The sequence below is a fragment of the Mycobacterium sp. SMC-2 genome (assembly GCF_025263485.1).
Lineage (GTDB): Bacteria > Actinomycetota > Actinomycetes > Mycobacteriales > Mycobacteriaceae > Mycobacterium.
Genome location: NZ_CP079863.1, coordinates 4,959,542 through 4,983,680, shown reverse-complemented (window position 1 = coordinate 4,983,680; position 24,139 = coordinate 4,959,542). Strand labels below are relative to the sequence as shown.

Genomic DNA, 24,139 nt, shown 5'->3' with positions numbered 1-24,139 from the left:
GATGGTGGCGGTCCGGATGGCGGCCGTCGATGCGCAGTTCTACTGGATGTCGGCCAAGATTCCCAACGACGAGTTCTTGCTCTACGCGTTCGACGGTGAGCCCGGGGATTACCCGGCCGCCGTCGAGCAGGTCTGCCGGCGGGCGCGCGCCTGCCCGGAGCTGACGACTCGGGTCCGTGATCGCGGTCCGCTGGCCTACCCGCAGTGGGTACCGGCGGCCGTCACGTCCGGCCAGGTGGTCCGTCATGACCTCGACGACCAGACCTGGGCCGGCTGCCTGGCGGCCGTCGTCGCCCTCGCTGGCGACCAGCTCGACGTTCGCCGGATGCCCTGGCGGCTGCACGTCTTCACCCCGGTGCAGGGCATCCCCAACGTCGGCGGACCGGGGAGCGTGGCGGTCATGCAGGTCGCGCACGCGCTGGCCGACGGGGCGCGGGCATCGGCGATGGCGGGCTGGCTGTTCGGCCGGCCGGATCGCGTGCCCGGGGTGCAACGGTTACGGGCCGGGTGCTTGCCGTGGCGGGCGGCGCGGGCGGCCCGTGCCCATCGCCGGCTGGAGCGCGACATCCACGCCGGACTGCTGGCCCCCGCGCCCGGGCCCCGGCCGCTGCTGCCCACGAACGCCCGCCCCGGTCCGGCCCGCTCGGTGCGCACGCTGGTGCGACACCGCAAGCAGGTGCGCGGCCCGACGGTCACCGTGGGCGCGCTGACGGCAATATCCGCGGCGCTGTCCGAGCTGCTGGGCGATGCCGCGGACACGCTGGGCGCCGAGGTCCCGGTGGCCAAACCTGGTGCGCCGCACGCGTACAACCACTTCGGGAACGTCACGGTGGGCCTGTATCCAAGGCTGGGGTGGGAAGCGCGCGCCGAGCGGATCGCGACGGAGTTGGCCAACGGCCGGCGGCGCTTCGCGCATTCGGCGACGCGCCACGCCGACCGGGCTTTCGCCGCGGTGCCCGCGGTGCTATTGCGTTGGGGGGTCGCCCAATTCGACTACGATGTCCGGCCGGCCCGGGTGTCCGGCAATACCGTGGTGTCCAGCGTTAACCGCGGCCCGGCCGACCTGAGCTTCGGCGGCACCCGGGTGGTGTTGACCGCCGGCTACCCGGCGTTGTCGCCGGTGATGGGGCTGACGCACGGCGTGCACGGCATCGGCGACACCATCGCGATCAGTGTGCACGCGGCCGAGTCGGCCGTACCCGACATCGACGCTTATGTGCGGCTACTCGACGCGGTGTTGTAGCTACTACGCATCGCCGGATCGGGCCGCTTCTTCTCGCGTGAGGCCGACGGCCAAGATCAGCTCCTCGTGCAGCTCGAACCACACCGTGTGGTAGGAGTCGATGAGCGGCCGGGTCAGCCACGCGGTCTCGCCTTCTCGCACTTTGCCCAGGGCCGCAACCAATTTCGCCGGGTACACGTTCAGTCGGGGGAGCTGCGCCGCGACCGACTCGATGATGGGCAGCACCCGCGCATGCACATCATCGAGGCGGGCCAGCACCGCGGCGTCGTATTCCGCGTCATCGTGCGGGTTGGGGGTGCCGCCGGGGCCGCCCTTCAGCTGCCAATCCGTGACCAGGGATTTGAAATCGGCATTGACGGGCCGAAAGTCGTCGTAGGCGGCGGCCAGCACCGCCCGGTCGGCGCCGCTGCGTTCCTCGTCGAGGAGCGCAGCGAGCCGCTCGCGCCCGGCGGGGGTGATCCGCACGGTCGCACCGTCGACCAGTAGGCCTGCCGCGGTCAGCCGTCCGACGATGGTCGTCACGTCGGCAATGTCCTCGTTCAGTGTCCCGGCAAGCTCGGCGGGACACAGCCGGCCCTTCAGCCGAACCGCTTGCAACACCGCCAATTCGGTCATGACGTGGTCTCACCCGCGAGCCGCAGCGCGGTCAGCATGACGATAAGAGGGGTGGTCGAGACGACGTCGGTGTGTCCGCGTTTCATCGCCTCCGCCACCGCGTCCTCCGTGGCGTCGTCCAGCCGCAGGTGGCCGCCGGAGGTGTGGGCACGCAGCGGGCTGAGCGTTCGCGCGATGTCGGCCAGCTCCCGCAGTTCGGGCGTATCGCTTTCCGACCATGCGGAGAGGTTCAGGTTGCCCTCGCGCACTTCGCCTTCGGCGCCGTCGACGGTGATCAACCTGCCGGCCAGGGATGCGGCGACTCCGTGTCCGCACCCCACTACGGCCACCCGGCCGAGTTCGCGGCTGACCACTGCCGCGTGGCTGGCCGCCCCTCCGACCTCGGTGACGATGCCTTGCGCGGCAAGCATGCCGGAGACATCTTCCGGCCGGGTGTGGTCGCGCACCAGGATCACCGACTCGCCTCGCTCCGCGGCATCGAGCGCCTCGTCGACGTCGGTGTATGCCCTACCCGACGCGACGCCCGGGCATGCCGGCAATCCCCTGGCCAGAAGATTTGCCGCCAAACGTATTTCGGGCTGCAACGCCGGTAACAGTAGGGTCTGTACGTGTGCCGGGGTCACCCGTCGCAGCGTCTCGGCGTCGTCGATGAGCCCCTCGTGCCGCAGCTGTAACGCGAGGCGCACCGCTGCCTGCGCCGACCGCTCCGCGCCCCGCGTCTGCAGCAGCCAGAGTTTGCCGTCTTCGACGGTGAACTCGATCTCTTGAACGTCGGACCCGAGGCGCTCCAATTTGTGGGCGGTGTCCATCAACTCGTCGTAGACAGCCGGCTGCTCGTCGCGCAGGGCGGTGACCGGCTCGACGTCGACCGATCCGGACACCACGTCGTCCCCCTGTCCTCCGGGCAGCCATTCGCCGAACGGTGCGCGATCGCCGGTGACGGGGTTGCGCGAAACGAGAACGCCCGCACCCGAATCGGAGCCGTAATTGCCGAACACCATCGCCTGCACGACGACCGCCGTGCCGCTCTGATCGTCGGCGCCGCCGGAATGGGCGCGGTAGGCGACCGCACGGGGTGAGTTCCACGAGGCGAACACCGCCTCGATGCCGGCGCGTAGCTGCGCATAGGGGTCGGCGGGCGGCGATTCGTGGTCGTCCAACCCAACGATGCGCCGGTACATGCGGTCGAACCGCTGGCGCGTGTCGCGCGCGAACGCTGTGTCGGCCGCGGCCAGCGCTTGCTCGACATCATCGTTCATGCCGAGGTCCAAGATCGTGTCCATCATCCCCGGCATCGACTGGGTGGCCCCCGAGCGCACGCTGACCAGCAGGGGACGCGGACCCCGACCGAACGAGCGCGAAGTCTGCGCCTCCAGCCAGCTCATCCGGTCCAGCACGTCGTCCCAGATCGCGTCGATCGTTGACCCGGGGTCGGCGAGGTACCGCAGCCCCACCTCGGTGGTGATGCAGAAGGCGGGCGGCACCGGCAGGCCGTGACGGCGCATCACCTCGATGCCGTGGCCCTTGTTGCCCAGCAGCGCCCGCGGATGACTCGCTGTGCCGTCGAGTAACACCACGGAATGCCCGTCAGGCGAGGCCCCGGACGCGCCACAGGGAGCGCCGCTGCCTCGTGCGATACGAGCCGTGGTGCACCCCCTTGTGATCAGCGGCTGATTGGCCGACGTCGGAACGTCCGCAATGTTCCCACACGCAGCACGGGAGTTAGCTGCTCGGCGGTCCTGTTATCCGGTCCGCCCCATGATCTAGGTTTGCAGGTATGACTCCCTACGACGTCGGACTATTGATCCTGCGGCTGGTGTTGGGCGTGACGTTGGCCGCGCATGGCTACAACAAGTTCTTCGGTGGTGGTCGCATCCCGGGCACCGCGCGCTGGTTCGAAAGCATCGGCATGAAGCCGGGCAAGTTCCACGCCACCGTGGCCGCCACGACCGAGATGGCCGCCGGGCTGGGCCTGGCCGCCGGGCTGCTCACCCCGATCCCTGCGGCGGGCTTCGTGTCGTTGATGCTGGTCGCGGCCTGGACCGTGCATCGCCCCAACGGCTTCTTCATCGTCAAGGAGGGCTGGGAATACAACCTGGTCCTGGCGGCCAGCGCGGTCGCCGTGGCCACCCTGGGCGCCGGCAAGCTCAGCCTGGACTACGTCGTGTTCGGGCACAGCTGGATGGACGGTTGGCGCGGCCTGCTGATCTCGGTCGTGCTCGGCCTCGCCGGCGCGATCGGCCAGCTGGTGATCTTCTACCGGCCGCCGGCTAAGCAGGCTGGTTAGCTAGGGTCGTCAGTCCGCTAGGCGACCGCGGCGGTCTCGGCTTCCCGGACTTCGGCCGCCGCACGCTCGCCGGAGCGGATCGCGCCGTCGATCCACCCGCACATGACGGCCGAGCTTTCCGTCCCGGCCCAGTGGATGCGACCGCACGGCTCGCGCAGGGTGTAACCGAATTCGGTGAGCACGCCGGTCGGGGCGTGGCTGATCATCCCGCCGCCGGAGTAGCGCTCGATGGTCCAGTTCTGCTCGTGGTACTCCTGCGGCGTTCTCGCCTTCTCGCCGAATCGGTCGACCAGCTCGCCGACGATCGCCGCCTTCCGCTCGGCCTCGTTGAGCTTCGTCAGCCGACGCGCCGCGGGCCCCTCGGTGATGACGCACATGACGCCCGGGTCGCCGGTGTCCGTGCAGGCGTCGATGGTCAGGGTGGCCAGGGTCCCTGGTGCGGCCGACTGACCCGACAGCCCGTCGGCACGCCAGAAGGCCTCGTCGTAGATGATCGACGTCTTGATGACGGCGCCGCTGGGCATGCGCTGGTGCAGAAGTGCGCGATCCACCGGCAGCATCGGCTCGTAGACGATCGAGGAGGCGATCGCCAGCGGGATCGCCACGATGACCCGCCGCGCGCGCACCGTCAGGTCGGCCGCCGTCACCGTCACACCGTCGTCGTCCTGGGCGATCTGCCGGACCGGTTGCGAAAGGTGCACCGCGTCACCCAGTTCGGTGGTCATGCGGCCGTAGATGGCGCCCATCCCGCCGACCGGGCGGGCGTCCTGGGAGCCGCCCTTGCCCGAGATCGCGAACGTCAGTCCGCCCGCGGACGCCGTCTGCAACAACCCCCACAGCAACGACGTCTCTGACGCCGCCGAGGTGTAGAGGCCGGCAAAGGCCATGTCCAGCATCTCGCGGGCCTGCTTGGACATGGTGTTCTGTTCGATCCATTCCCCGACGCTGATGCGGTCCCACTCGTCCGCCTGCTTGGCGTCCCAGGGCGCTTCCCGCGGAAGCGTTTTGGCCATCTTCTCGATCGACAACAAACCGACGCCGAGGTTGGCGACGGCCCACGGGCTCATCGTCCAGGGGATAGTGCCGCCGTAGCGGTGCTTCTTGCCGTCGACGATCATCATGGCGTCGCCGTCGTGGTACTGCTTGTATTCGGCCACCCCGAACTCGTCCATCATCGCGTAGATCCGGTCCTGGCCCGGCCCGACCCACGCGCCGCCACGATCGATCCACATTCCGTCGGGACGGTACTCGGTGAAGGTGCGGCCGCCGACCCGGTCACGCGCCTCCAGCAAGACCACCGAATGGCCGGCCTGTTTCAGCCGCAGGGCGGCCGTCAGACCGGCGAATCCCGCTCCGACCACGCAGTAATCGACTTCCGACATGGTTGGCTCCTCAACCTATGTCCCGCCCCAGCAGCAAACTACACCTGGGTCGACGTCGCCGGTGGCGAGTTAACGCAGATTTCCGCGCGCGTTCCCTGCGCCCATAGGCTGCGGATTTGTGTTGATGCATGCGGTTCGGGCGCGGCGCAGCTCCGACGACTTTCCCCGCGCCGAACACTTGGCGGCCAAGATCGCCGACGTCGCCGCCGACCCGGTCGCCGTCGAGCCGGAAGCCGCGGAGATGGTGGCGAACCGGATCATCGACAACGCGGCGGTCAGCGCCGCGGCCGTGCTGCGCCGGCCGGTCACGGTGGCGCGACAGCAGGCGCTGGCGCATCGGACGCGGCGCGGGGCGAGGGTTTTCGGCGTGGACGGAACCTATTCGGCGGAGTGGGCGGCCTGGGCCAATGGCGTCGCGGTGCGCGAACTCGACTTCCACGACACGTTTTTGGCCGCCGAGTACTCGCACCCGGGTGACAACATCCCCCCGCTGGTCGCGGTGGCCCAGCAGCTGGGCTTGCCGGGCGCGGACCTGATCCGCGGCGTGGCCACGGCCTACGAAATCCAGATCGACCTGGCTCGCGGAATCTGCCTGCACGAGCACAAGATTGACCACGTCGCGCATCTCGGGCCCTCGGTGGCCGCAGGCATCGGGACGATGCTTCGGCTCGACACCGAGACGATCTATCAGGCGGTGGGGCAGGCGCTACACCTGACGACCGCCACCCGTCAGTCCCGCAAGGGGCTGATCTCCAGCTGGAAGGCGTTCGCCCCCGCGCACGCCGGCAAGGTCGCCATCGAGGCGGTGGACCGCGCGATGCGCGGCGAGGGATCGCCGGCGCCGATCTGGGAGGGCGAGTACGGGGTGATCGCCTGGCTGCTGGGCGGGCCCGAGCGCGAATACCAGGTGCCGCTGCCCGCTCCGGGCGAACCCAAACGCGCCATCCTGGACAGCTACACCAAGGAGCACTCGGCGGAGTACCAGAGCCAGGCACCGATCGACCTGGCCCGGCGGCTCCGCGAGCGGATCGGCGACCTCGGCGAGATCGCGACCGTCGTGCTGCACACCAGCCACCACACCCACGTCGTGATCGGAACGGGCTCCGGGGATCCGCAGAAGTTCGACCCGGACGCGTCGCGGGAAACGCTCGACCACTCGCTGCCCTACATTTTCGCCGTCGCGCTGCAGGACGGCAGCTGGCACCACGAACGCTCCTACACTCCCGAGCGCGCCCACCGGCCCGACACCGTCGAACTGTGGCGCAAGATCTCGACGGTCGAGGATCCGGAGTGGACCCGCCGCTACCACTCGACGGATCCGGCCGAGAAGGCGTTCGGGGCGCGCGCCGAAATCACGCTGAGAAGCGGGGAAGTGATCGTCGACCAGCTGGCGGTGGCCGACGCCCACCCGCTGGGCGCGCGGCCGTTCGGGCGGCCGCAGTATGTGCAGAAGTTCACCGACCTCGCCGTCGACGTCGTGGAACCCGCTGAGCGGGAAAGGTTTCTAGCCGCCGTGGCGGCGCTGCCCGATCTGGACGACCTCGACGCGCTCAATCTGATGGTCGACCCGCAGGCGCTCGAGTGGGCCCCGGCGATCGCGCCGGGAATCTTCCGTGCGTGAAATCGCGTGTGCGCTCACGGATTTGGGCGTGCGTCCAGGGCGGGAATTTCGCGGATTTCTCACCCTCGGCGCACATCGGAAGCCCTTGGCTCACGGACGCGTTGGCCGCGCCTCATGCGCGCCTTAGCCGGGGCCGCCGTACTGCCACACCAGGTTGTGCGCGCCGGTCATCGTGGGGTTGCACCACATCGTCCTGTTGTTGGTGTCCTGGGTTGTCGCGTGCAACACCGTACAGGGATCGCCCGGCGCGGGTGGGTCGGCCCGGGCTGCTGGTGCGACGGCCGCGACGGTGGCCAGCACCGCGGCCGATATGACCATTCGAAGCCTGCTCATACTGGATGCCTCCTGCACGTCTCACGCTAACCGCTCGTGGAGTAGCGGGCAAAGGATTCTTGCCCGGCTCAACTGCCGCGCGCCTAGAACGCGTTCTAATCTGACCACCATGGGATTTCTCAAGCCTGAGCTGCCGCAGCTCGACATGGCCGAGTGGAAGAAGGGCACGCGTAGCGAGAAGATCCGCCCGATGGCCAGGCACTGGGCCGAGGTGGGCTTCGGCACGCCGCTCGCGTTGCACCTGTTCTACGTCGCCAAAATCCTTGTTTACATCCTCGGCGCGTGGCTGTTCGCCTCGGCCACCAAGGGACTCGGCGGGTTCACCCACGTCGCGTCGTGGTGGTCGGAGCCGATCGTGTTCGAGAAAGTCGTGCTCTACACGATGCTGTTCGAGGTGATCGGGCTGGGTTGCGGCTTCGGCCCGCTGAACAACCGGTTCTTCCCGCCGATGGGCTCGATCCTGTACTGGATGCGGTTCGGCACCATCCGGCTGCCACCGTGGCCGGACCGGGTCCCGCTGACCCGGGGCACCAAGCGCAAGCCGATCGACGTCGCGCTGTACGCGCTGTTCCTGCTGGTGACGTTGAGCGCGCTGTTCGCCGACGGCACCGGGCCGGCACCCGAGCTGGGTACGACGGTCGGGTTGCTGCCGGCCTGGAAGATCGTGCTCATCCTGCTGCTGCTCGGCGTGCTCGGGCTGCGCGACAAGGTGATCTTCCTGGCCGCCCGCGGCGAGGTCTACGCCACCATGGCGGTGACCTTCCTCTTCGGCGGGGTCGACATGATCGTCGGGTCCAAGGTGGTGTTCCTGGTGATCTGGATGGGCGCCGCCACCTCGAAGCTCAACAAGCACTTCCCGTTCGTGATCTCCACGATGATGTCCAACAACCCGCTGGTGCGGCCCCGCTGGCTGAAGCGGCAGTTCTTCGAGAAGTTCCCGGACGATCTGCGCCCCGGGCGGCTGTCGCGGTGGTTGGCGCATCTCAGCACCGCCATCGAGATGCTGGTGCCGCTGCCGTTGTTCTTCTGCCACACCGGCTGGCCCGTCACGGTGGCCGCCATCGTCATGGTCTGCTTCCACTTGGGGATCTTGGTGTCGATCCCCATGGGCGTGCCGCTGGAGTGGAACGTCTTCATGATCTTCGGTGTGCTGTCGCTGTTCGTAGCGCACGCCCGCCTGGGCCTGCGCGACCTGCGACACCCGGTGGTGGTGGCGATGCTGTTCGTCGTCATCGCGGGAATCGTTCTGTTAGGCAATATATTTCCCCGCAAGATCTCGTTCCTGCCGGGGATGCGGTACTACGCCGGGAACTGGGACACGACGTTGTGGTGCATCAAGCCCTCGGCGAGCGACAAGATCTCCAGGGGCATCGTGGCGATCGCGAGCATGCCGCAGGCCCAGCTCGAGCGGTTCTACGGCAGTCCGGAGGCCGCGCAGATCCCGATCTACATGGGATATGCGTTCCGCGGGTTCAACACTCACGGCCGCGCGCTGTTCACTCTGGCGCACCGCGCGATGGCGGGCCAGAACGAGGACGACTACGTGCTCACCGACGGCGAACGCATTTGCAGCACCGCGATCGGCTGGAACTTCGGGGACGGCCACATGCACAACGAGCAACTGATCGCCGCGCTGCAGGAGCGCTGCCACTTCGAGCCGGGCGAGGTGCGGGTGGTCCTGCTGGACGCGCAGCCCATCCACAAGCAAACGCAGGCGTACCGGTTGGTGGACGCGGCGACGGGCGAGTTCGAGCGGGGCATCGTCCGGGTCGCAGACATGGTGACCCGCCAACCGTGGGCCGACGATGTGCCCGTCGAGGTGGAGTCGGAATAGGTTCGCGAGCGTAACCGCACCGCGAAATATCCGCTCGGAAATCGCGGTGCGGTTACGCTCGCGGGCAAGAAGGGGAGACCCCGCGCAAGCTAGGCGCCCGAGCGCACTTCCCGCGCCGCGGCGACCATGTTCCTCAGCGACGCGGTGACCTCGTCGGGGTTGCGCGTCTTGAGCCCACAATCGGGGTTGACCCAGAGCCTTTCCGCCGGAACCGCTCTCAGCGCCGCGCGCAGCGACTCGGCCATCTCCTCGGTGCTCGGCACCCGCGGCGAGTGGATGTCGTAGACGCCCGGCCCCACGCTGTTGGAGAAGCCGATCGAGTTGAGGTCGTCCAGCACCTCCATGTGTGAGCGGGCCGCCTCCAGCGACGTGACGTCGGCGTCCAGGTCGGCGATGGCCCCGATCACCTCACCGAACTCCGAGTAGCACAGGTGGGTGTGGATCTGCGTGGAGTCCGCGACCCCGGAGGTGGCCAACCGGAAAGACCCTACGGCCCAACGCAAGTAGTCGTCTTGCTGAGCGCGGCGCAGCGGCAGCAGCTCCCGCAGCGCCGGCTCGTCGACCTGGATGACGGCGATGCCGGCCGACTGCAGATCGACGGTCTCGTCGCGGATGGCCAGCGCCACCTGATTGGCGGTGTCGGCCAGCGGCTGGTCGTCGCGGACGAACGACCACGCGAGGATCGTCACCGGACCGGTCAGCATGCCCTTGACCGGCTTGTCGGTCAGTGACTGCGCGTAGGTGATCCATTCGACGGTCATCGGGTGGGTACGAATGACGTCGCCGTAAAGGATCGGCGGACGCACGCAGCGGCTGCCGTAGGACTGCACCCATCCGTTCTGCGTGGCGAAGAAGCCCTCCAGCTGCTCGGCGAAGTACTGCACCATGTCGTTGCGCTCCGGCTCGCCGTGCACCAGCACGTCGAGCCCGAGTTCCTCCTGCAGCTTGATGACGTCGGCGATCTCCGTGCGCATCCGCTTTTCGTACTCCGCCTGGTCGATCTCGCCGGCCCGCAGCGCGGCGCGCGCCTTGCGGATCGCGGAGGTCTGCGGGTAGGAGCCGATGGTCGTCGTCGGCAGCGGCGGCAGGTGCAGCCGCGCGTCCTGCGTGGCGCGGCGCTGGGCGGCGTCGCCACGATGGGTGCCCGACGCGACGATCGAGTCAATGCGGGCCCGCAGCCGGTCGTTGTGCAGCCGTGGATCGCTCTTGCGGGAGGCCACCGCGGCGTTGGACGCGGCGATCTGGTCGGCGACGGCGTCGCGCCCGTCGCGCAGGGCGCGCGCGAGCGTCACCACCTCGGCCACCTTCTCCTGCCCGAACGCCAGCCAGCTGCGCAGCGCGTCGTCCAGATCGGTTTCCGGTTCCAGCGAGTACGGCACGTGCATCGTGGAGCATGACGTCGAAACCGCCACCGTGCCAACCGAGCCCAGCAGGGTGGCCAGCTTGCCGAGCGCCGCCTCCAGGTTGGTGCGCCAGACGTTGCGCCCGTCGACCACGCCGGCCACCAGGGTCTTGCCGGACAACTCCGGGATGCCCGCGACCGCGGTGTCGGCGCCGTAAACCAGGTCGATGCCGATCGCCTCGACCGGGGTGCGGGCCAGGCCGGCAAGCGAGGGGCCGGGGTCACCGAAATAGGTGGCGACATACATGGCCGGGCGGTTGCTTCGCTTGCCCAGCGCGTTGTATGTCGCCTCGGCCAGCGCCGGGGCGTCGGGGGAGATGTCGGTCACCAACGCCGGCTCGTCGAACTGCACCCACTGGGCGCCGTTGTCGGCGAGCAGGGACAACAGTTCCGAGTAGATCGGCACCAGCTCCTGGAGCCGTTCGATCGGCGCACCGCCGCCGTTGACCGCCTTGCTCAGCAGCAGGAAGGTGATCGGTCCGATGATGACGGGGCGGGCTGGAATCCCTTGCCCCAGCGCCTCTTTCAGTTCGGAAAGCACCTTGCCGGGGTTGAGCGAGAAGGTCGTGGCGGGCTCGATCTCGGGAACCAGATAGTGGTAGTTCGTGTCGAACCACTTGGTCATCTCCAGCGGCGCGACGTCGGAGTTGCCCCGCGCGGCCGCGAAGTAGCGGTCCAGATCGTCGGAGACCTGTGCGGCCCGGGACGGCAGGGCGCCGAGCATCACCGCCGTGTCCAGCATTTGGTCGTAGTAGGAGAAGGTGTTCACCGGCACCGAGTCGAGGCCGGCGGCGGCCAGGCCGGCCCACATGTCGCGGCGCAACGTCGCGGCGACGGATTCCAGCTTCGAGCGGCTGGTGCGGCCGGCCCAGTAGCCCTCGGTGGCGCGCTTGAGTTCGCGTTTCGGCCCGATGCGCGGCGAGCCGGTGACGGTGGCGGTGAATGGTTGAGCGGTCACGATCTGGTCCTATCCATCAGCGAGGTGGTCACCGCCGGAGGACGCGCAGCCGATCCGTCGCGGTTCGCACTTGCGTAGAACCGCAACGCATTCGGCCAAACGCCCATTCCACGAGGCGATGAGCCGCCGGACGCGGCGCGCCCGGCACAGCCGGCAGGTCTTCGGACTCGCAGGCGTGCACCGGGTGGGCGCTCCTACTGGCCGTCGCTTCCCAGTCTCGCGACCAGTGCTTGGTTGACGGCGGTCGTTCCTGCATACCGCTGCGGGACAGTCCCGGGCTCTCACCGGGTTCCCTCTCGCGAGGCGTTACTAACATGCCTCGCTCGATGCCGGCGTCGCGTTGTGCGGCGACGGCAGACCAGCTGCGTAGCGGAGTTTACCCCGGTCTTACGCGTCGGCTTGCCAGCGCCCGGGCGATCGGAGTCTCGCCATTGTTGAAGTCGATCGTTCGGCCGACCGTCGAGTCGTCCGCCAGCGCGGCGGCCACCACGAGCGCGACGTCGGCCCGCGAAACTTCTCCCTTGCCCCGCCCGAGCGCAATGTGGCCGGTGGCCGGCTCGAGGGTGAGCCGGCCCGGTCCCAGCACCGTCCAGTCCAGGCCGCTGGCGCGCAGATGTGCATCGGCGGCGGCCTTCGCCTCCGCGTAGGCGAAGAACGAATCGTCCCGCGGTACACCGTGATCCGGCCCGGCGCCGAAATAGGAGACCATCACGAAGCGCTTGACGTCCGTCCGCGCTGTGGCATCGATCACCCGAATGGCGGCGTCGCGGTCGACGGCGTAGGTGCGCGCCGGGTTGCCGCCGCCGGCTCCGGCCGAGAAGACCACCGCGTCGTGCCCGGCCAGCAGGCCGGCTAGCTGTACTGACCACGGACGTTGGTGACGGCGTGGCGTGGTGACATGACGAAGACCTCCGAGTGAAGTGCGAGCTGTCAAGGAACGCACTGCTCACAATCGGAGGTCTTCGTGTCCCACCGTAATGCTCCATTGTCTGAAACCGGTCGGCTGCGGCTGGCCCGATGTGTTGTTGATGATGGCTGGCCGCTGCGGCGGGCCGCCGAGCGGTTCCAGGTGTCGGCGACCACCGCGGCGCGCTGGGCCGGGCGGTACCGCGCCGCCGGGGCGCCGGCAATGGTTGATCGCAGTTCACGCCCGCATCACAGCCCTCGCCGCACACCCACGCGCACCGAGCGCCGCATCATTAAAGTTCGGGTGATCCGCAGGTGGGGACCCGCTCGAATCGGTTACCTACTCGGCATCCATCCCTCCACGGTGCATCGCGTGCTCACCCGTTACGGGATGGCCAGACTCCGTTGGCTAGACCGCCCCACCGGTCGGGTGATCCGCCGCATCGACTCGGCTAGGTGCGGCGAGCTAGTGCATGTCGATGTCAAAAAACTGGGCAAGATCCCCGCCGGCGGTGGTTGGCGGATGCTGGGCCGATCGCTGGGCAAACGCAATTCTCAAGCTCATCGATCGATTCGGATGACCGCGCGCCACCCCGCGATCGGGTACCACTTCCTACACACCGCCATTGATGGCCACTCGCGCCTGGCCTACACCGAGCTGCTGGCTGACGAACGCAAAGACACTGCGGCAGCGTTTTGGATCCGCGCTGATGCCTGGTTCACCGCGCACGGCATCACGGTACGGAAAGTATTGACCGACAACGGGTCCTGCTATCGATCCCAGGCCTTCACCGACGCACTCGGAGCTATCGAGCATCGCCGCACCCGCCCCTATCGGCCGCAAACCAACGGCAAAGTGGAGAGATTTCACCGCACGCTAGCCGACGAATGGGCCTACGCCCAGCTCTACACCAGCGACGCCGAACGCTGCCACGCCTTCACTGCCTGGCTCCACACCTACAATCACCACCGCGGCCACACCGCACTCGGCGGCCAACCACCCGCCAGCCGCGTACCTAACCTCTCAGGTCAGTACAGCTAGCGCATCGGTGTCGAGTTGCTCGATGTCGGCCACCACGGGCGTGGCGCCGGTGGCGGCGACGTCGTCGGAATGGTCAGGGTTGCGGAAGGCCGAACTCACCTCGTCGCCGCGTTCGGTCAGAATGCGGGCCAGCTGCAGCGCGACCTTGCCGTGGCCGCCGATGACGATGATCCGTGCCATGCCCCCGACGGTAGCTTCCGAGCCGAGCGCCCGGCTGGCCAGGCGATCGTGGCTCGGCGCCCGGCTACGCGGCGCTCGCGATCGCCGTCTAGAGCTTCACCCGGCCCATGATCAGGTCGATGATCGGCTTGCCCGGCGGGTACGCGCCGGTCAGCGATGCCATCGTGTGCCCGTAGTCCACCAGCAGCGTGATCCCGTTGATGCCGAAGGCGGCGGCGCTGTTCAGGAACGCCATCACGTCACCCATCTGCTCCGGGGTGTGCACCTTCGAACCGGTCTCGTCGCGGTAGTCCTGCGCGAAGGTCAGCCACAGGTCGGCGTTGGCCTGGGCCAGCGGGGTGTCGGTCGGGCCCGGGCAGATCGCGTTGATCCGGATGCCCTTCTTCAGCAGCGGGTAGCCCTGGGTCGCGACGTAGGCGTTGACGACCTTCTTGGAAAAGCCGTAGTGGATGATGCCTTCCGATTCGTGCGCTTTCACCCACTCTTGCGCCGCGGCGAAGTCCGGCGTGGCGAGGAATTCCGTCAGCAGGTCCAGGTCGTTCTCCCAGCCCATGCCGGCGACCGAGGAGATGAAGCAGATCGCCGAGCCCGACGGCAGCTGGTTCTTCTCGAGGAGGCGGTCGATGAGGTGCCGGTGGCCGATGAAGTTGATCGCCATCAGGTCGGTCGTCCCCTCGGCGATGCCGGCGGCTGAGAACAGCGCGTGGATCGGACCGTCCAGCTGCTCGAGCGCGGAGTCGATCGATGCGGGGTCGCGCAGGTCCACCTGAATGGACTTGGCGACGTCGTAGCTCACCGGCGCGTAGTCCATCACGATCACTTCGGCGCCGAGTTCGGCCGCTGACTTGGCCGCCGCTGCGCCCATGCCGGTGGCGCCGCCAACGACGAGAGCCCGCTTGCCGTCGTAGCGCAGCCGATCGACAATAGTCATGGAAATCCCCTTCTCGTTCACCGCCAATGCGGTTCTAGTCGCCCTACTGTATGGGTAACAGTTATTTGGTTCAATACCTACCCGGCGCGAACGGCGACACCACGCAGAACCGTGTCACGGACGTGCACCAGCGCCGCGCGTTTGCCCACCTCGGCGAGGATGTTCTCCGGTATCCACTGCAGGCCGATGACGCACCGGGCCAGCATCGCTGTGGACGCGGCGTCGACGGCGATCTCGCCTGACCGGAGTCCTTCGGAGAGCAGTGATTTCATCTGCCTTAGACGCGTTGTGTACGACCAGCCGGGGTTGGCCGTCGGTGGCGACAGCCGCATCCAGGCGAGTTGAATCCTGAACTCGTCGGAAAACCGGTCCAACGCATTGACGTTCACCCAGCTCAAGGCGTCCAGCTTCTCAATCGGTGTGGCGTCAGAGCGCAGCACGCTGACCCAGCCGGCCTCCACCTTCTTGCCGAAGGAGCGCATGATCGAGTCGAGGAGTTCGTCTTTCGATCCGATCACCCGATAGACGGTTCCGGTGCCGAGGCCGGCCGCCGCGGCGATGTCCCTGATGGTGGTGGCCTCGTACCCTCTGCGGCCGAACTCCGCTCGCGCCACCGCACGGACGTGCGCCGCTTTGTCGCTGGGGTCGGCGTCGCTGTCATCGGACCACGTCGCGATGACGTCCCTGGCGGCGGCGAAGGCGTTGGACCGGTCGAGCGCCGAGTCGGCGGGAGGCCGGGCTGCCAACCCGTGCAGGATAATTCGGCAGAGCAACTCGGCCACCTGGTCGGCCGATGAACTGTGGCGCATGACGTCAAGGCCGACCTGCAGCATGGTCTGGCAAATCCGGTCGGCCAACGTGGGCAGGTCGATGTCGGGTTTGATGTAGCCGCTCCACCTGCCCGCCCGCAGCGTTTGCAGCATCGCCTCCTGAATCGCCAGGGGCCGCTGCTGGGTCAGCTTCATCAACTCCGGATCGGTGCTGGGCCCCTCATAGAACGACATCTGCAGCGCGGCCCGATGCCGCACGGCGCAGTCGGCGATCGCCGAGCCCAGCTCGACAATCTGCTCGGGGACCGGGCGCGGGTCGGCTTTGTCCAACTTCGCTTGCGCGGCCTGCCCGATCCGGTCCAGATCGTCCTGGTAGCGGCGGATCAACTCGATGAGGATCGCCTCTTTGGACTCGAAGTGGTGATAGAGGCTGCCCGGAAGGATGCCCGCCGCGTCCGCGATCTCCTGCAACGAGGTCCGCAATCCCGACTGCGCGATCAATGAGGCGGCGGTGGTCAGGATTTCGGTTCGGCGCGTGCCCAAATCGGCTGTGGCGCCGACGCGTAATGACTCCGCTCGCGGCATGATCAGCGGTGCGCGCATCCGGACGACTGCGGACTGGCAAGCATACGCGTTCGTCCCTCTCGCCGAACCAAATCTTTGTTAGAGGCTATCAGACCGGGCGCAAGGAATGCGCTGCATAACGGCCGTGACGGCGTCCATTCTAGAGCCCCGGACCGTCCCAACCGTCGCGCACGACGACCTCGCCGACGGGCCGCCGACGGGCAGGCCGGAACGTGTGCCCGGCACGGAGCCGGCCCACCGGAAGCAGGCAACCCTGGACGTAGGTTTCCGGAATCCCAAGCAGCCGCCGCACCTCCTGCTCCCGATGCAGATGCAAGGTGGTGATGCAGGTTCCGTATCCCCGGGCGTGCAGCGCCAGCTGAAAGTTCCAGACTGCCGGGAAAATCGAGCCGTACAGCGTGGCCCGGTAAAACGATTCGTCACCCTCGATGCGCGGCAGGTATGGCTGATAGCAGGGAATCACCAGCAGCGGCACCTTCGCCATATTCTCGACCAACCACTCCGTCGACGACATGATCCGGCCTTGGGGCGTTCCGGCCGGCATGAGCTCGGCGAGCATCTGGCCACCGACCCGCAGCAGGTAGACCTCGCGGTACAACTCGGCGATCTCGTTGCGCAACGCCGGATCGGTGATCACCAGCCAGCGCCAGGACTGCTGATTGGAGCCGTTGGCCGCCTGCAAGCCGATGCGCAGGCACTCCCGGATGTCCGCGAGGTCGACCGGCGCGTCCAGGTCGAGCGTCTTGCGCGCCGAGCGGGTGGCGGTGAGAAGGTACTCGATATCCATTAACGTCGACTCCTCTTCGCAAGGCGCGCACCGAGTTCGGTGAGGTACCGGTCGGGGCCGCCGAGAAACGCGCTCCAACTCAGGAGGCGCTTGAGGTACAGGTGTGCGTCGTGCTCCCACGTGTAGCCGATGCCGCCGAACACCTGGATGGCCGTATCGCCGACGGTAGCCAGTCGCCCGGCGAAGGCTTTCGCCCGCAGCGCGGCCAGTTGCCGCCCGTCACGGTCGGCGTTATCAGCGGCCCACAGCGCATGGATGACACCGCTACGGGCCAGCTCGACCGTCTCGAACATGTCGACGCACAGATGCTGGACGGCCTGGAACGAGCCGATCGGATGACCGAATTGCGTTCTGTTTTTGGCGTATTCGACGGCCATGTCCATGACCGCGCGCGCGGCGCCGAGGGCGTCGGCGGCATTCGCGATCAGCACATCGTCAACCACCGCCGCGACGTTTTCTGCCGACGCCGTGGCCAGCCGTTGCGCGGGCGCTGACTCCAATGTGATGTGGAACCGCTTGCGGGTCTGGTCGATACCACGTTCCGGCGTGACCGACACCGCCGGCGAGCCGGTGCGCACCGCGAAAAGCCCGAGCCCCCGGTCGTCCTCGGCGAACGCCAACAGGACGTCCGCTGCGCCCGCATCGGGTACGGCGGCGATCTCACCCCGCAGCAGGCCGTCTCTGGATTCCAGGCCCTGCCGGCTCGCCGCACCGTCGGCATCCACGCAGACGGTCGCGACCGTGGTGCCGTCGGCGATCCCGCTCAACAGCTCGGCCGCGGTGTCGGTGGCTCCGAGCCGGGTCAGCGCCCGCGCGGCGCCGACGGCGGTCGACAACCACGGCCCCGGGTGCAGGGCGGCGCCCAGCTCTTCGGCGACGACGCCGGCCTCGACCATCGTCATGCCGGCGCCGCCGTTGTTTTCCGGTACCAGCAGGCCGGTCGTCCCGAGGTTGGCAAGGCCACGCCACACCGCGTCGGTGGTGCCGGTCGGGTCGTCGAGCAACGGGCGCACGTGATCCGAGATGGGTGCCTTTTCGGCGAGGAAGCGGCGGGTGGTGTCGCGCAGCGCAACTTGCTCGTCGGTGAGTTCGAGGTTCATGCGCGCGGCAACCCGAGTACCCGCTGGGCGGTGATGTTCTTATTGATCTGACTGGTGCCGCCCGCGATGGTCAGCGAGCGCGACGTCAGACGGTAGTTCGCCCACGGAGCACCGGCGCCGCCGGCACCCAGCAGGTCGAAGGCCAGGGCGGCCATGTCCTGGCCGATCTCGCCCCACACGGTCTTGGCGAGGCTGGCCGAGGCGAACGCATCACCGCCATGCAGCGTGGCCGAGATCGACCGCTGGCACAGGACTTCGAGATATTTGATGCGCAAAGCGATTTCGCCGAGGCGCCGCAGCGTCACGGCATCTTCGAGCGCGTCTGTGTGCGAGGCGATGTCGTCCACCAGTTCTTCCAGCCGGACCTGCATTTCGGCGTACAGCCGTGCGGCCCCGGCCCGTTCGTGGCTGAGCGTGGTGGTGGCCACCTGCCAGCCCCCATTCAGCGGCCCGAGCAACGCGTCCGCCGGGACGCGCACGTCGTGGAAGAACACCTCGGCGAAATCGGCGTCGCCGTTGAGCGTCACGAGTGGACGGGCTTCGATGCCGGGCAGCGTCATGTCGACGATCAAGCAGGAGATGCCCTTGTGCTTGGGTGCGTCGGGATCGGTGCGCACGTACAGCTGGCACCAGTCCGCCCGGTGCCCGAGTGAGGTCCAGATCTTTTGCCCGTTGACCACGAAGTCGTCGCCATCACGCACCGCCCGGGTGCGCAGCGCCGCGAGGTCGGACCCGGCTTCGGGTTCCGACATCCCTTGGCACCAGATGTCGTCGGCGCGCATCATGCGGGGGAGCAGCGTGAGCTTCTGCGATTCGGTTCCGTATTGCATGATGGCCGGCGCGATGTTGTTCAGCCCAATGACGTTGAGCGGCATGGGTGCTCGAGCGCGGGTGGTTTCCTCGGTGTAGACCAATTGCTCGAGAACGGTCGCGCCGCGGCCGCCGTATTCGCGGGGCCAGGACACCGCGGCCCAGCCCGCGTCGGCCATCGTCGCGCTCCACGCACGCAGCATCTCGATGGCGGCGTCGTCGCGTCCGGGGGGCCGACGGGCGGCCACCAGTTCGTCGGTCAGGTTCTCCGACAGCCAGTCGCGCAGCTCGACGCGGAACTGCTCCACTTCCGCCGGGTATGAGAAGTCCACGGTTCCTATTCTCTAGCCCTGGATTGTCCGGTCAACGTCGGTGGTCGGTGAGGCGACTGACCTGGTCCCGCAATTCGTCATCCACGGGCGGCGCCCTTGGGTTCGGGGAAGGCGACATCGGCGTTGCCCGGCATCGCGCTCACGCCGCGTCGCTCACACACTTCCAGCACCTCGTCGACGATCGACGTGGGCACGTAGAAGTTGTCCGTGGATGACATGTGTTCGAGACGTGCCTCGATGTCTTCGGCCGTCGGGTCGCTCTCGGCGTCGGCCAGCCACCCTTCGCTCAGTCCGACGAACACCCGCGCGTAGCGGCCGGCGGCAGCCGAATAATTGTGGTGGGTGAACGTGCAGGCCCGGCTGGCGAGGAAGGTGACCAGCGGCACGACGAGTTCGGGCCGGATGGCGCGCATGAAGCCGGATTCGGCGAGAAACTTCTCGTCGCCGACGGTCTCGGTGACCATTCGCGAAAAACCGGTCGGCATAACGGAATTGGCGAGAATCCCGTGCGGTTGGCCTTCGATCGCGATCACGTTCGTCAATCCGACCAGGCCGGCCTTCGCCGCGGCGTAGTGGGCCTCCATCGGCTGGCCGAAGATCCCGGCGGACGACGAGATGAACACGAAGCGCCCACCCCCGCTCTTCTTCATCACGCGGTACGCGGGCTGAGACAGATGAAAGCCGCCGTCCAGGTGCACGCGCAGCATGCGAGTCCAGTCGTCATGCGAGAGGTCCTCGAAGGGCACGCTGCCGAAAATGCCGGCGTTGCTGATCACCGCATCAAGCCGTCCGAACGAACCGACGGCCGCGTCGATGATCGCCTGGCCGCCCGCGGGGCTGTCGACCGAATCGTAGGAGGCGACGGCGGTGCCGTCGCCCTTCGTGATCTCGTCGACCACCTCATCGGCGACACCGGAGTCCGCGCCCTCGCCGCGCATCGAGCCGCCGACGTCGTTGACCACCACCGCGGCGCCGCGGCGCGCCAGGTCCAGCGCGTACAGCCGACCGAGTCCGCGGCCGGCACCGGTGACCACCACGACCTGGCCGGTGAAGTCAATCACCATGTGCTCCTTGCCCAAGTGCCCGTTGTCTCGTTGACTGCGGGTGGCACCGGACTTTACGGTGGAACAGATATTTGGTCAACGACGTCCAGGCGGGTCGGAGATTTGAGCGTGTCCACCGAGGTTCGCTGTGACTGGTTGCCCGGCCTCGGCATGCTCGCGTCCGCGCTGGCGGGCCGGGCCGTGGCGGTGGCCGAGCTGCGACCGGGCGAACCGTCGTGGACCGACGGCCAGACGATTCACGTCGACGCCGGGGCGAGCGCCCGCGGGCGGCTCGAAGCGGTCGCCGCGCAGGCCTCGATGATCGCGGCCGGCAGCCTGCACCCGGACGTGATGCGCCGACTGCTCCGCCACCCGCGGCTGGCCAGGCGCTACCTCGCGGTGGAGGGCCACCGCGCCCTCGCCGCCAACGCCGGCCTGCTGCCGGGCGTCCTGGCATCCCTGGGCGACCGCGAGGCCGGGAGGCGCAGCGATTCGCCCGCCGCTTCGCTGCGGATCGCCGAAGGGCGCGCGGCGATCGGCGACGCGGCACCGGAATTCGGCGTCATCCGTCCGGCGAAGGTGCTGGCCGCGTGCGCGCGGGCGGCCGAACAACAAGACGGCGAAAACCCCGGGCACGTCCCGAGGAGCCAGCGGGCCGCGCAGGAACTGGCGGAACTCGACGACGGCGAGCTCGACGACTCCGACGATCCGGACATGTTCACCAGCCCGGTGGGCGGCGGCGGTTTCATCGGCAAGTGGCTGAAGAAGATGCTCTCGTCGGCGCGCAAGACCGGGAGCGGCGGCGGACCGCCCGGCGCGGACACCCCGACGCATCGGACGAACTCCGCCAAGCGCGGGTTGCACGCGGTGACCTCGTTGGCTACCGCGTCGAGCGAGGATAGCGAAGACCAGCTGACGCCCACGGACGGTCTCACCTATCCGGAATGGGACGGCGCGCGCAAGATGTACCGGCCCGCGTGGTGCACCGTGCGCGAGGTCGAGGCGGAGATCAAGCCGTCGGCGACACATGCGATCGAAGCCGCCGTCAGCGTGCGTCGCCCGCTGTCGCGGCTGGGGATGGGACTGCACCGCCGCCACCGGCAGTCGCAGGGCGACGACATCGACATCGACGCGGCGGTCGAGGCCCGCGTGGAGGTGCTCGCGGGGTCGGTGCCCGACGAGGCGGTGTACCTGGACAGCCTGCGACGCCGCCGAGACCTGTCGGTGCTGCTCCTGCTCGACGTGTCAGGGTCGGCGGCGGAGCCCGGGACGGTGGGGCGCACGGTGCACGAGCAACAGCGCGCGGCGGTGGCCAACCTCGCGGTCGCGCTGCACGACCTGGGTGACCGGGTCGCGCTTTACGCCTACTACTCGCAGGGCCGCGCCGCGGTGAGCATGGTGCCGGTCAAGCGGTTCGACGATCACCTCGATGCCCGAGTCATGAAGCGGCTCAACAGCCTTGAACCCGGGGCGTATTCGCGCCTCGGTGCGGCCATCCGGCACGGTTCGGCGGTGCTGGAGGCGCGCGGGGGCACGTCACGGCGTCTGCTGGTGGTGCTGTCCGACGGACTGGCCTACGACCACGGGTACGAACGCGCCTACGGGGCCGCGGACGCGCGCCGCGCGTTGACCGAGGCCCGCCGCCGCGGCACCGGCTGCGTGTGCCTGACCGTCGGCGCGGGGACCGACGTGCAATCGCTGCGCCGAGTTTTCGGTAGCGCCGCGCACGCCACGATCGGGCGCCCGGACCAACTCGCGGGCGTGATCGGGCCGCTGTTCCGGTCCGCGCTGCGCTCGGCCGAGGTCCGCCGCAGGGTGTCATGATGCGCCGCCAAAACCGATTGTCGGGCCTGAATCCGCTCGTCAGAGAACTTGAAACAAACATCTGTTCCGGGATAGGCTCCACTCACCGTGGGTAGCAGAAGGGAAGCTATGGCCAACGAGTCCGGGCTTGCATACCGGAACGGCGCGATCCCCGAGGCCGGGGGGACGCGGCCCTACTACAAGGCGATCGGCGGCGAGGAAGCCGTCTTCAAGGCGGCGTACCGCCAGGGCCTGGCACTCGTCCTGAAGGGGCCGACGGGTTGCGGCAAGACGCGCTTCGTCGAGGCGATGGCCCACGACCTCGGCCGGCCGCTGATCACCGTCGCCTGCCATGACGACCTCACCACCGCGGACCTGGTGGGTCGGTATCTGCTGCAGGGCGACGAGACGGTGTGGGTGGACGGCCCGCTGACGCGCGCGGTGCGCGAGGGCGCGATCTGCTATCTGGACGAGGTTGTGGAGGCGCGGCAGGACACCACCGTGGTGCTGCATCCGCTCGCCGACCACCGGCGTCAGCTGCCGATCGAGCGCCTCGGCGTCACGCTGGACGCGGCGCCCGGATTCGGCCTCGTGGTGTCCTACAACCCCGGCTACCAGAGTGTGCTGAAAGACCTCAAGGATTCGACTCGGCAACGGATGGTCGCCATCGAATTCGATTTCCCCGCAGCCGATGTCGAGGAGGCGATCGTCGCGCACGAGGCGGGCGTGGACGGTGCGACCGCCGCGGAGCTGGTGCGGCTGGGCCAAGCCATCCGACGGCTGGAAACCGGCGGGCTGCGCGAAGTCGCGTCGACCCGCGTGCTGATCGCGGCGGGCAGGCTGGTGGCAGAAGGGCTGACGATGCGAGAGGCGGCGCGGGCCGCGATCGCCGGGCCGCTCACCGACGACGTGGCGGTGGGCAGGGCCCTGGGCGAGATGATCGAGATCTATCTGGGCGCGGCGAGTGATGATTGACCCGGTATAGCGCCGCCGTTAGGGTCTGAACAAATATTAGGTCTGCTTGATTCGGTTCGTGAGTCCGTCACCCGGGAGGTCAGATGTCCTACGAAAGTAGCGCTGAGCCGATCAAGGTCGGCTACCTGATGGACTTCACGCTGCCACCGGGATTTCCCGAGGAGATGAAGGCCGACTTCACGCGGTGCTTCGACCTGGTATTCGCCGAGGCCGTCGAAACCGCGACGATGGACCGGCCCGTCCAGATGGTGTACCGCGAGGTCGAGGGCCTGCCGAAGGGTTCGGTCAAGGCCGTCATCGACACATTCGGTGAGCTGGTGGACGAGGGCTGTTTGGTGGTGTTCGGGCCGCACATCACCGACAACTGCGTGCCGACCCGCGAGGCGATCGAAGAGCGGTTCAAGGTGCCGGCGATCAGCGTCACCGGCACCGACGACTGGCTGGGCGAATGGACGTTCGCATTCCCGCAGGGCTCCATGACCGACGAGCCCATCTTCATCGCCGACCTCGTCGCCAAACGCGGCCTCTCCGAAGTCGGAGTCCTGGTGGAGCAGAACCTGATCGGCGAGAGCTACCTGAAGAATCTGCGAAGCGCTTGCCGCCGCAAGGGCATTCGCATCGTCGCGGAAGCGGCCATCGCCCAGACCGCGCAAGACATCAACGACGCCGTCCGCACGCTGCACGAAGCCAAGGCCGAGGCGATCGTGCACCTGGGGTTCGGCTTCGGCATCGTCTTCATCAACCCCGCACTGGAGGCCGTGAGCTGGGATCCGCCGCGCTTCACCACCACGGCATTCCAGAACGCCTGGGTGAACCCGATCATGTGGAACGCCTTCATGGGCTGGGTCGGGGTCGACCAGTACGACGAACAGAACCGGCTCGGCCAGGATTTCCTCGACCGGTACGCGCAGAAGTATGACGGCAGGCGCCCCGAGTATTGCGTGCCGGTGGTCAACCGCGATGTCGCCGCGACGCTGGTCCGCGCGTTCACCGACGCGCACCCGCTGAGCCCGCGCGGGGTCAAAGAGGCATTGGAGCGGGTGAAGATGATGCCCGCGGCCTCGGGCGCCCCCGGCACTCGCGTCTCCTTCGGCAAATGGACTCGCCGCGCGTGGATGGGCGCGGGCTATCTGGTCGCCCGGACTCTGGACGCGGACGGGGTCAACTCGCACCTGATCGATCGCTTCGGAGAGTGAGGCT

Annotated in this window: 19 protein-coding genes, 2 pseudogenes and 1 riboswitch; of the genes and pseudogenes, 8 read left to right on the top strand and 13 right to left on the bottom strand. The window is 68.1% G+C overall.

From position 1 onward, the window contains the following. The first annotated feature begins 1 nt into the window (after position 1). On the top strand, positions 2–1,243 hold the full coding sequence (locus KXD96_RS23280) for a WS/DGAT domain-containing protein (RefSeq protein WP_260740371.1): 1,242 nt from the start codon (positions 2–4) through the stop codon (positions 1,241–1,243). A 3-nt stretch (positions 1,244–1,246) separates the two neighbouring features. Here KXD96_RS23280 and KXD96_RS23275 read toward each other — a convergent pair whose 3' ends face one another. Together KXD96_RS23275 and KXD96_RS23270 are read right to left on the bottom strand one after the other, a co-directional pair. Further along, positions 1,247–1,858, bottom strand: a complete 612-nt coding sequence (locus KXD96_RS23275) for a MarR family transcriptional regulator (protein WP_260740368.1) — start codon at positions 1,856–1,858, stop codon at positions 1,247–1,249. Then, positions 1,855–3,495, bottom strand: a complete 1,641-nt coding sequence (locus KXD96_RS23270) for a pyruvate, phosphate dikinase (RefSeq protein WP_260745518.1) — start codon at positions 3,493–3,495, stop codon at positions 1,855–1,857. The genes KXD96_RS23275 and KXD96_RS23270 overlap by 4 nt, the downstream gene beginning before the upstream one ends. Before the next feature lie 140 nt (positions 3,496–3,635). Between KXD96_RS23270 and KXD96_RS23265 the strand changes: the two genes are divergently transcribed. After that, the gene (locus tag KXD96_RS23265; RefSeq protein ID WP_260740365.1) at positions 3,636–4,145 is read left to right on the top strand and encodes a DoxX family protein; all 510 of its coding nucleotides are present in this window, start codon (positions 3,636–3,638) and stop codon (positions 4,143–4,145) included. 17 nt (positions 4,146–4,162) lie between these two features. Here the strand turns inward: KXD96_RS23265 and KXD96_RS23260 are convergent, their stop codons facing one another. Continuing rightward, positions 4,163–5,527 carry an FAD-dependent oxidoreductase gene (locus tag KXD96_RS23260; RefSeq protein ID WP_260740363.1) on the bottom strand — a complete coding sequence of 455 codons (1,365 nt, stop codon included), beginning with the start codon at positions 5,525–5,527 and terminating at the stop codon, positions 4,163–4,165. Positions 5,528–5,651: 124 nt separating this feature from the next. Between KXD96_RS23260 and prpD the strand changes: the two genes are divergently transcribed. Continuing rightward, positions 5,652–7,148, top strand: coding sequence for a 2-methylcitrate dehydratase PrpD (gene prpD, locus KXD96_RS23255; protein ID WP_260745517.1), 1,497 nt, complete (start codon positions 5,652–5,654; stop codon positions 7,146–7,148). A 123-nt stretch (positions 7,149–7,271) separates the two neighbouring features. On the opposite strand, the gene KXD96_RS23250 is transcribed toward prpD, so the two are convergent. Next, on the bottom strand, positions 7,272–7,481 hold the full coding sequence (locus KXD96_RS23250) for a hypothetical protein (RefSeq protein ID WP_260740359.1): 210 nt from the start codon (positions 7,479–7,481) through the stop codon (positions 7,272–7,274). A 109-nt stretch (positions 7,482–7,590) separates the two neighbouring features. Between KXD96_RS23250 and KXD96_RS23245 the strand changes: the two genes are divergently transcribed. Next, entirely contained in the window at positions 7,591–9,315 is a 1,725-nt protein-coding gene (locus KXD96_RS23245) for a DUF3556 domain-containing protein (RefSeq protein WP_260740357.1), read from the top strand. Positions 9,316–9,404: 89 nt separating this feature from the next. On the opposite strand, the gene metE is transcribed toward KXD96_RS23245, so the two are convergent. Next, the gene (gene metE / locus KXD96_RS23240; RefSeq protein WP_260740356.1) at positions 9,405–11,675 is read right to left on the bottom strand and encodes a 5-methyltetrahydropteroyltriglutamate--homocysteine S-methyltransferase; all 2,271 of its coding nucleotides are present in this window, start codon (positions 11,673–11,675) and stop codon (positions 9,405–9,407) included. Positions 11,676–11,809: 134 nt separating this feature from the next. Further along, positions 11,810–12,004: riboswitch (cobalamin riboswitch) on the bottom strand. A 47-nt stretch (positions 12,005–12,051) separates the two neighbouring features. Next, positions 12,052–12,531: pseudogene (locus KXD96_RS23235) on the bottom strand (NAD(P)-dependent oxidoreductase); the annotation flags it as partial. Positions 12,532–12,639: 108 nt separating this feature from the next. Here KXD96_RS23235 and KXD96_RS23230 point away from each other — a divergent pair. Further along, on the top strand, positions 12,640–13,623 hold the full coding sequence (locus tag KXD96_RS23230; RefSeq protein ID WP_260740354.1) for an IS481 family transposase: 984 nt from the start codon (positions 12,640–12,642) through the stop codon (positions 13,621–13,623). Here KXD96_RS23230 and KXD96_RS23225 read toward each other — a convergent pair. The 7 genes and pseudogenes from KXD96_RS23225 to KXD96_RS23195 all read right to left on the bottom strand — a co-directional run. Further along, positions 13,612–13,803, bottom strand: a pseudogene (locus KXD96_RS23225) (NAD(P)H-binding protein); the annotation flags it as partial. The gene KXD96_RS23230 and the pseudogene KXD96_RS23225 overlap by 12 nt on opposite strands. A gap of 88 nt (positions 13,804–13,891) precedes the next feature. Further along, positions 13,892–14,734 carry an SDR family oxidoreductase gene (locus tag KXD96_RS23220; RefSeq protein ID WP_260740352.1) on the bottom strand — a complete coding sequence of 281 codons (843 nt, stop codon included), beginning with the start codon at positions 14,732–14,734 and terminating at the stop codon, positions 13,892–13,894. Between the two features lie 77 nt (positions 14,735–14,811). Next, positions 14,812–16,089, bottom strand: coding sequence for a TetR/AcrR family transcriptional regulator (locus KXD96_RS23215; RefSeq protein ID WP_260745516.1), 1,278 nt, complete (start codon positions 16,087–16,089; stop codon positions 14,812–14,814). A 139-nt stretch (positions 16,090–16,228) separates the two neighbouring features. After that, positions 16,229–16,876 (bottom strand): nitroreductase family protein, encoded by a 648-nt coding sequence (locus KXD96_RS23210; RefSeq protein WP_260740349.1) that lies wholly within the window; start codon positions 16,874–16,876, stop codon positions 16,229–16,231. Further along, positions 16,876–17,976 carry an acyl-CoA dehydrogenase family protein gene (locus tag KXD96_RS23205; protein ID WP_260740348.1) on the bottom strand — a complete coding sequence of 367 codons (1,101 nt, stop codon included), beginning with the start codon at positions 17,974–17,976 and terminating at the stop codon, positions 16,876–16,878. The genes KXD96_RS23210 and KXD96_RS23205 overlap by 1 nt, the downstream gene beginning before the upstream one ends. After that, positions 17,973–19,118 (bottom strand): acyl-CoA dehydrogenase family protein, encoded by a 1,146-nt coding sequence (locus KXD96_RS23200; RefSeq protein ID WP_260740346.1) that lies wholly within the window; start codon positions 19,116–19,118, stop codon positions 17,973–17,975. The genes KXD96_RS23205 and KXD96_RS23200 overlap by 4 nt, the downstream gene beginning before the upstream one ends. Before the next feature lie 77 nt (positions 19,119–19,195). Further along, positions 19,196–20,179 carry an SDR family NAD(P)-dependent oxidoreductase gene (locus KXD96_RS23195; protein ID WP_260745515.1) on the bottom strand — a complete coding sequence of 328 codons (984 nt, stop codon included), beginning with the start codon at positions 20,177–20,179 and terminating at the stop codon, positions 19,196–19,198. A 153-nt stretch (positions 20,180–20,332) separates the two neighbouring features. Here KXD96_RS23195 and KXD96_RS23190 point away from each other — a divergent pair, with 153 nt between their 5' ends. The 3 genes from KXD96_RS23190 (at position 20,333) to KXD96_RS23180 (ending at position 24,135) form a co-directional block, all read left to right on the top strand. Next, positions 20,333–21,985, top strand: a complete 1,653-nt coding sequence (locus tag KXD96_RS23190) for a nitric oxide reductase activation protein NorD (protein WP_260745514.1) — start codon at positions 20,333–20,335, stop codon at positions 21,983–21,985. A 108-nt stretch (positions 21,986–22,093) separates the two neighbouring features. Then, on the top strand, positions 22,094–22,939 hold the full coding sequence (locus tag KXD96_RS23185; protein WP_260740345.1) for a CbbQ/NirQ/NorQ/GpvN family protein: 846 nt from the start codon (positions 22,094–22,096) through the stop codon (positions 22,937–22,939). An 83-nt stretch (positions 22,940–23,022) separates the two neighbouring features. Continuing rightward, positions 23,023–24,135 (top strand): ABC transporter substrate-binding protein, encoded by a 1,113-nt coding sequence (locus tag KXD96_RS23180; protein ID WP_260740343.1) that lies wholly within the window; start codon positions 23,023–23,025, stop codon positions 24,133–24,135. Positions 24,136–24,139: the final 4 nt, after the last annotated feature.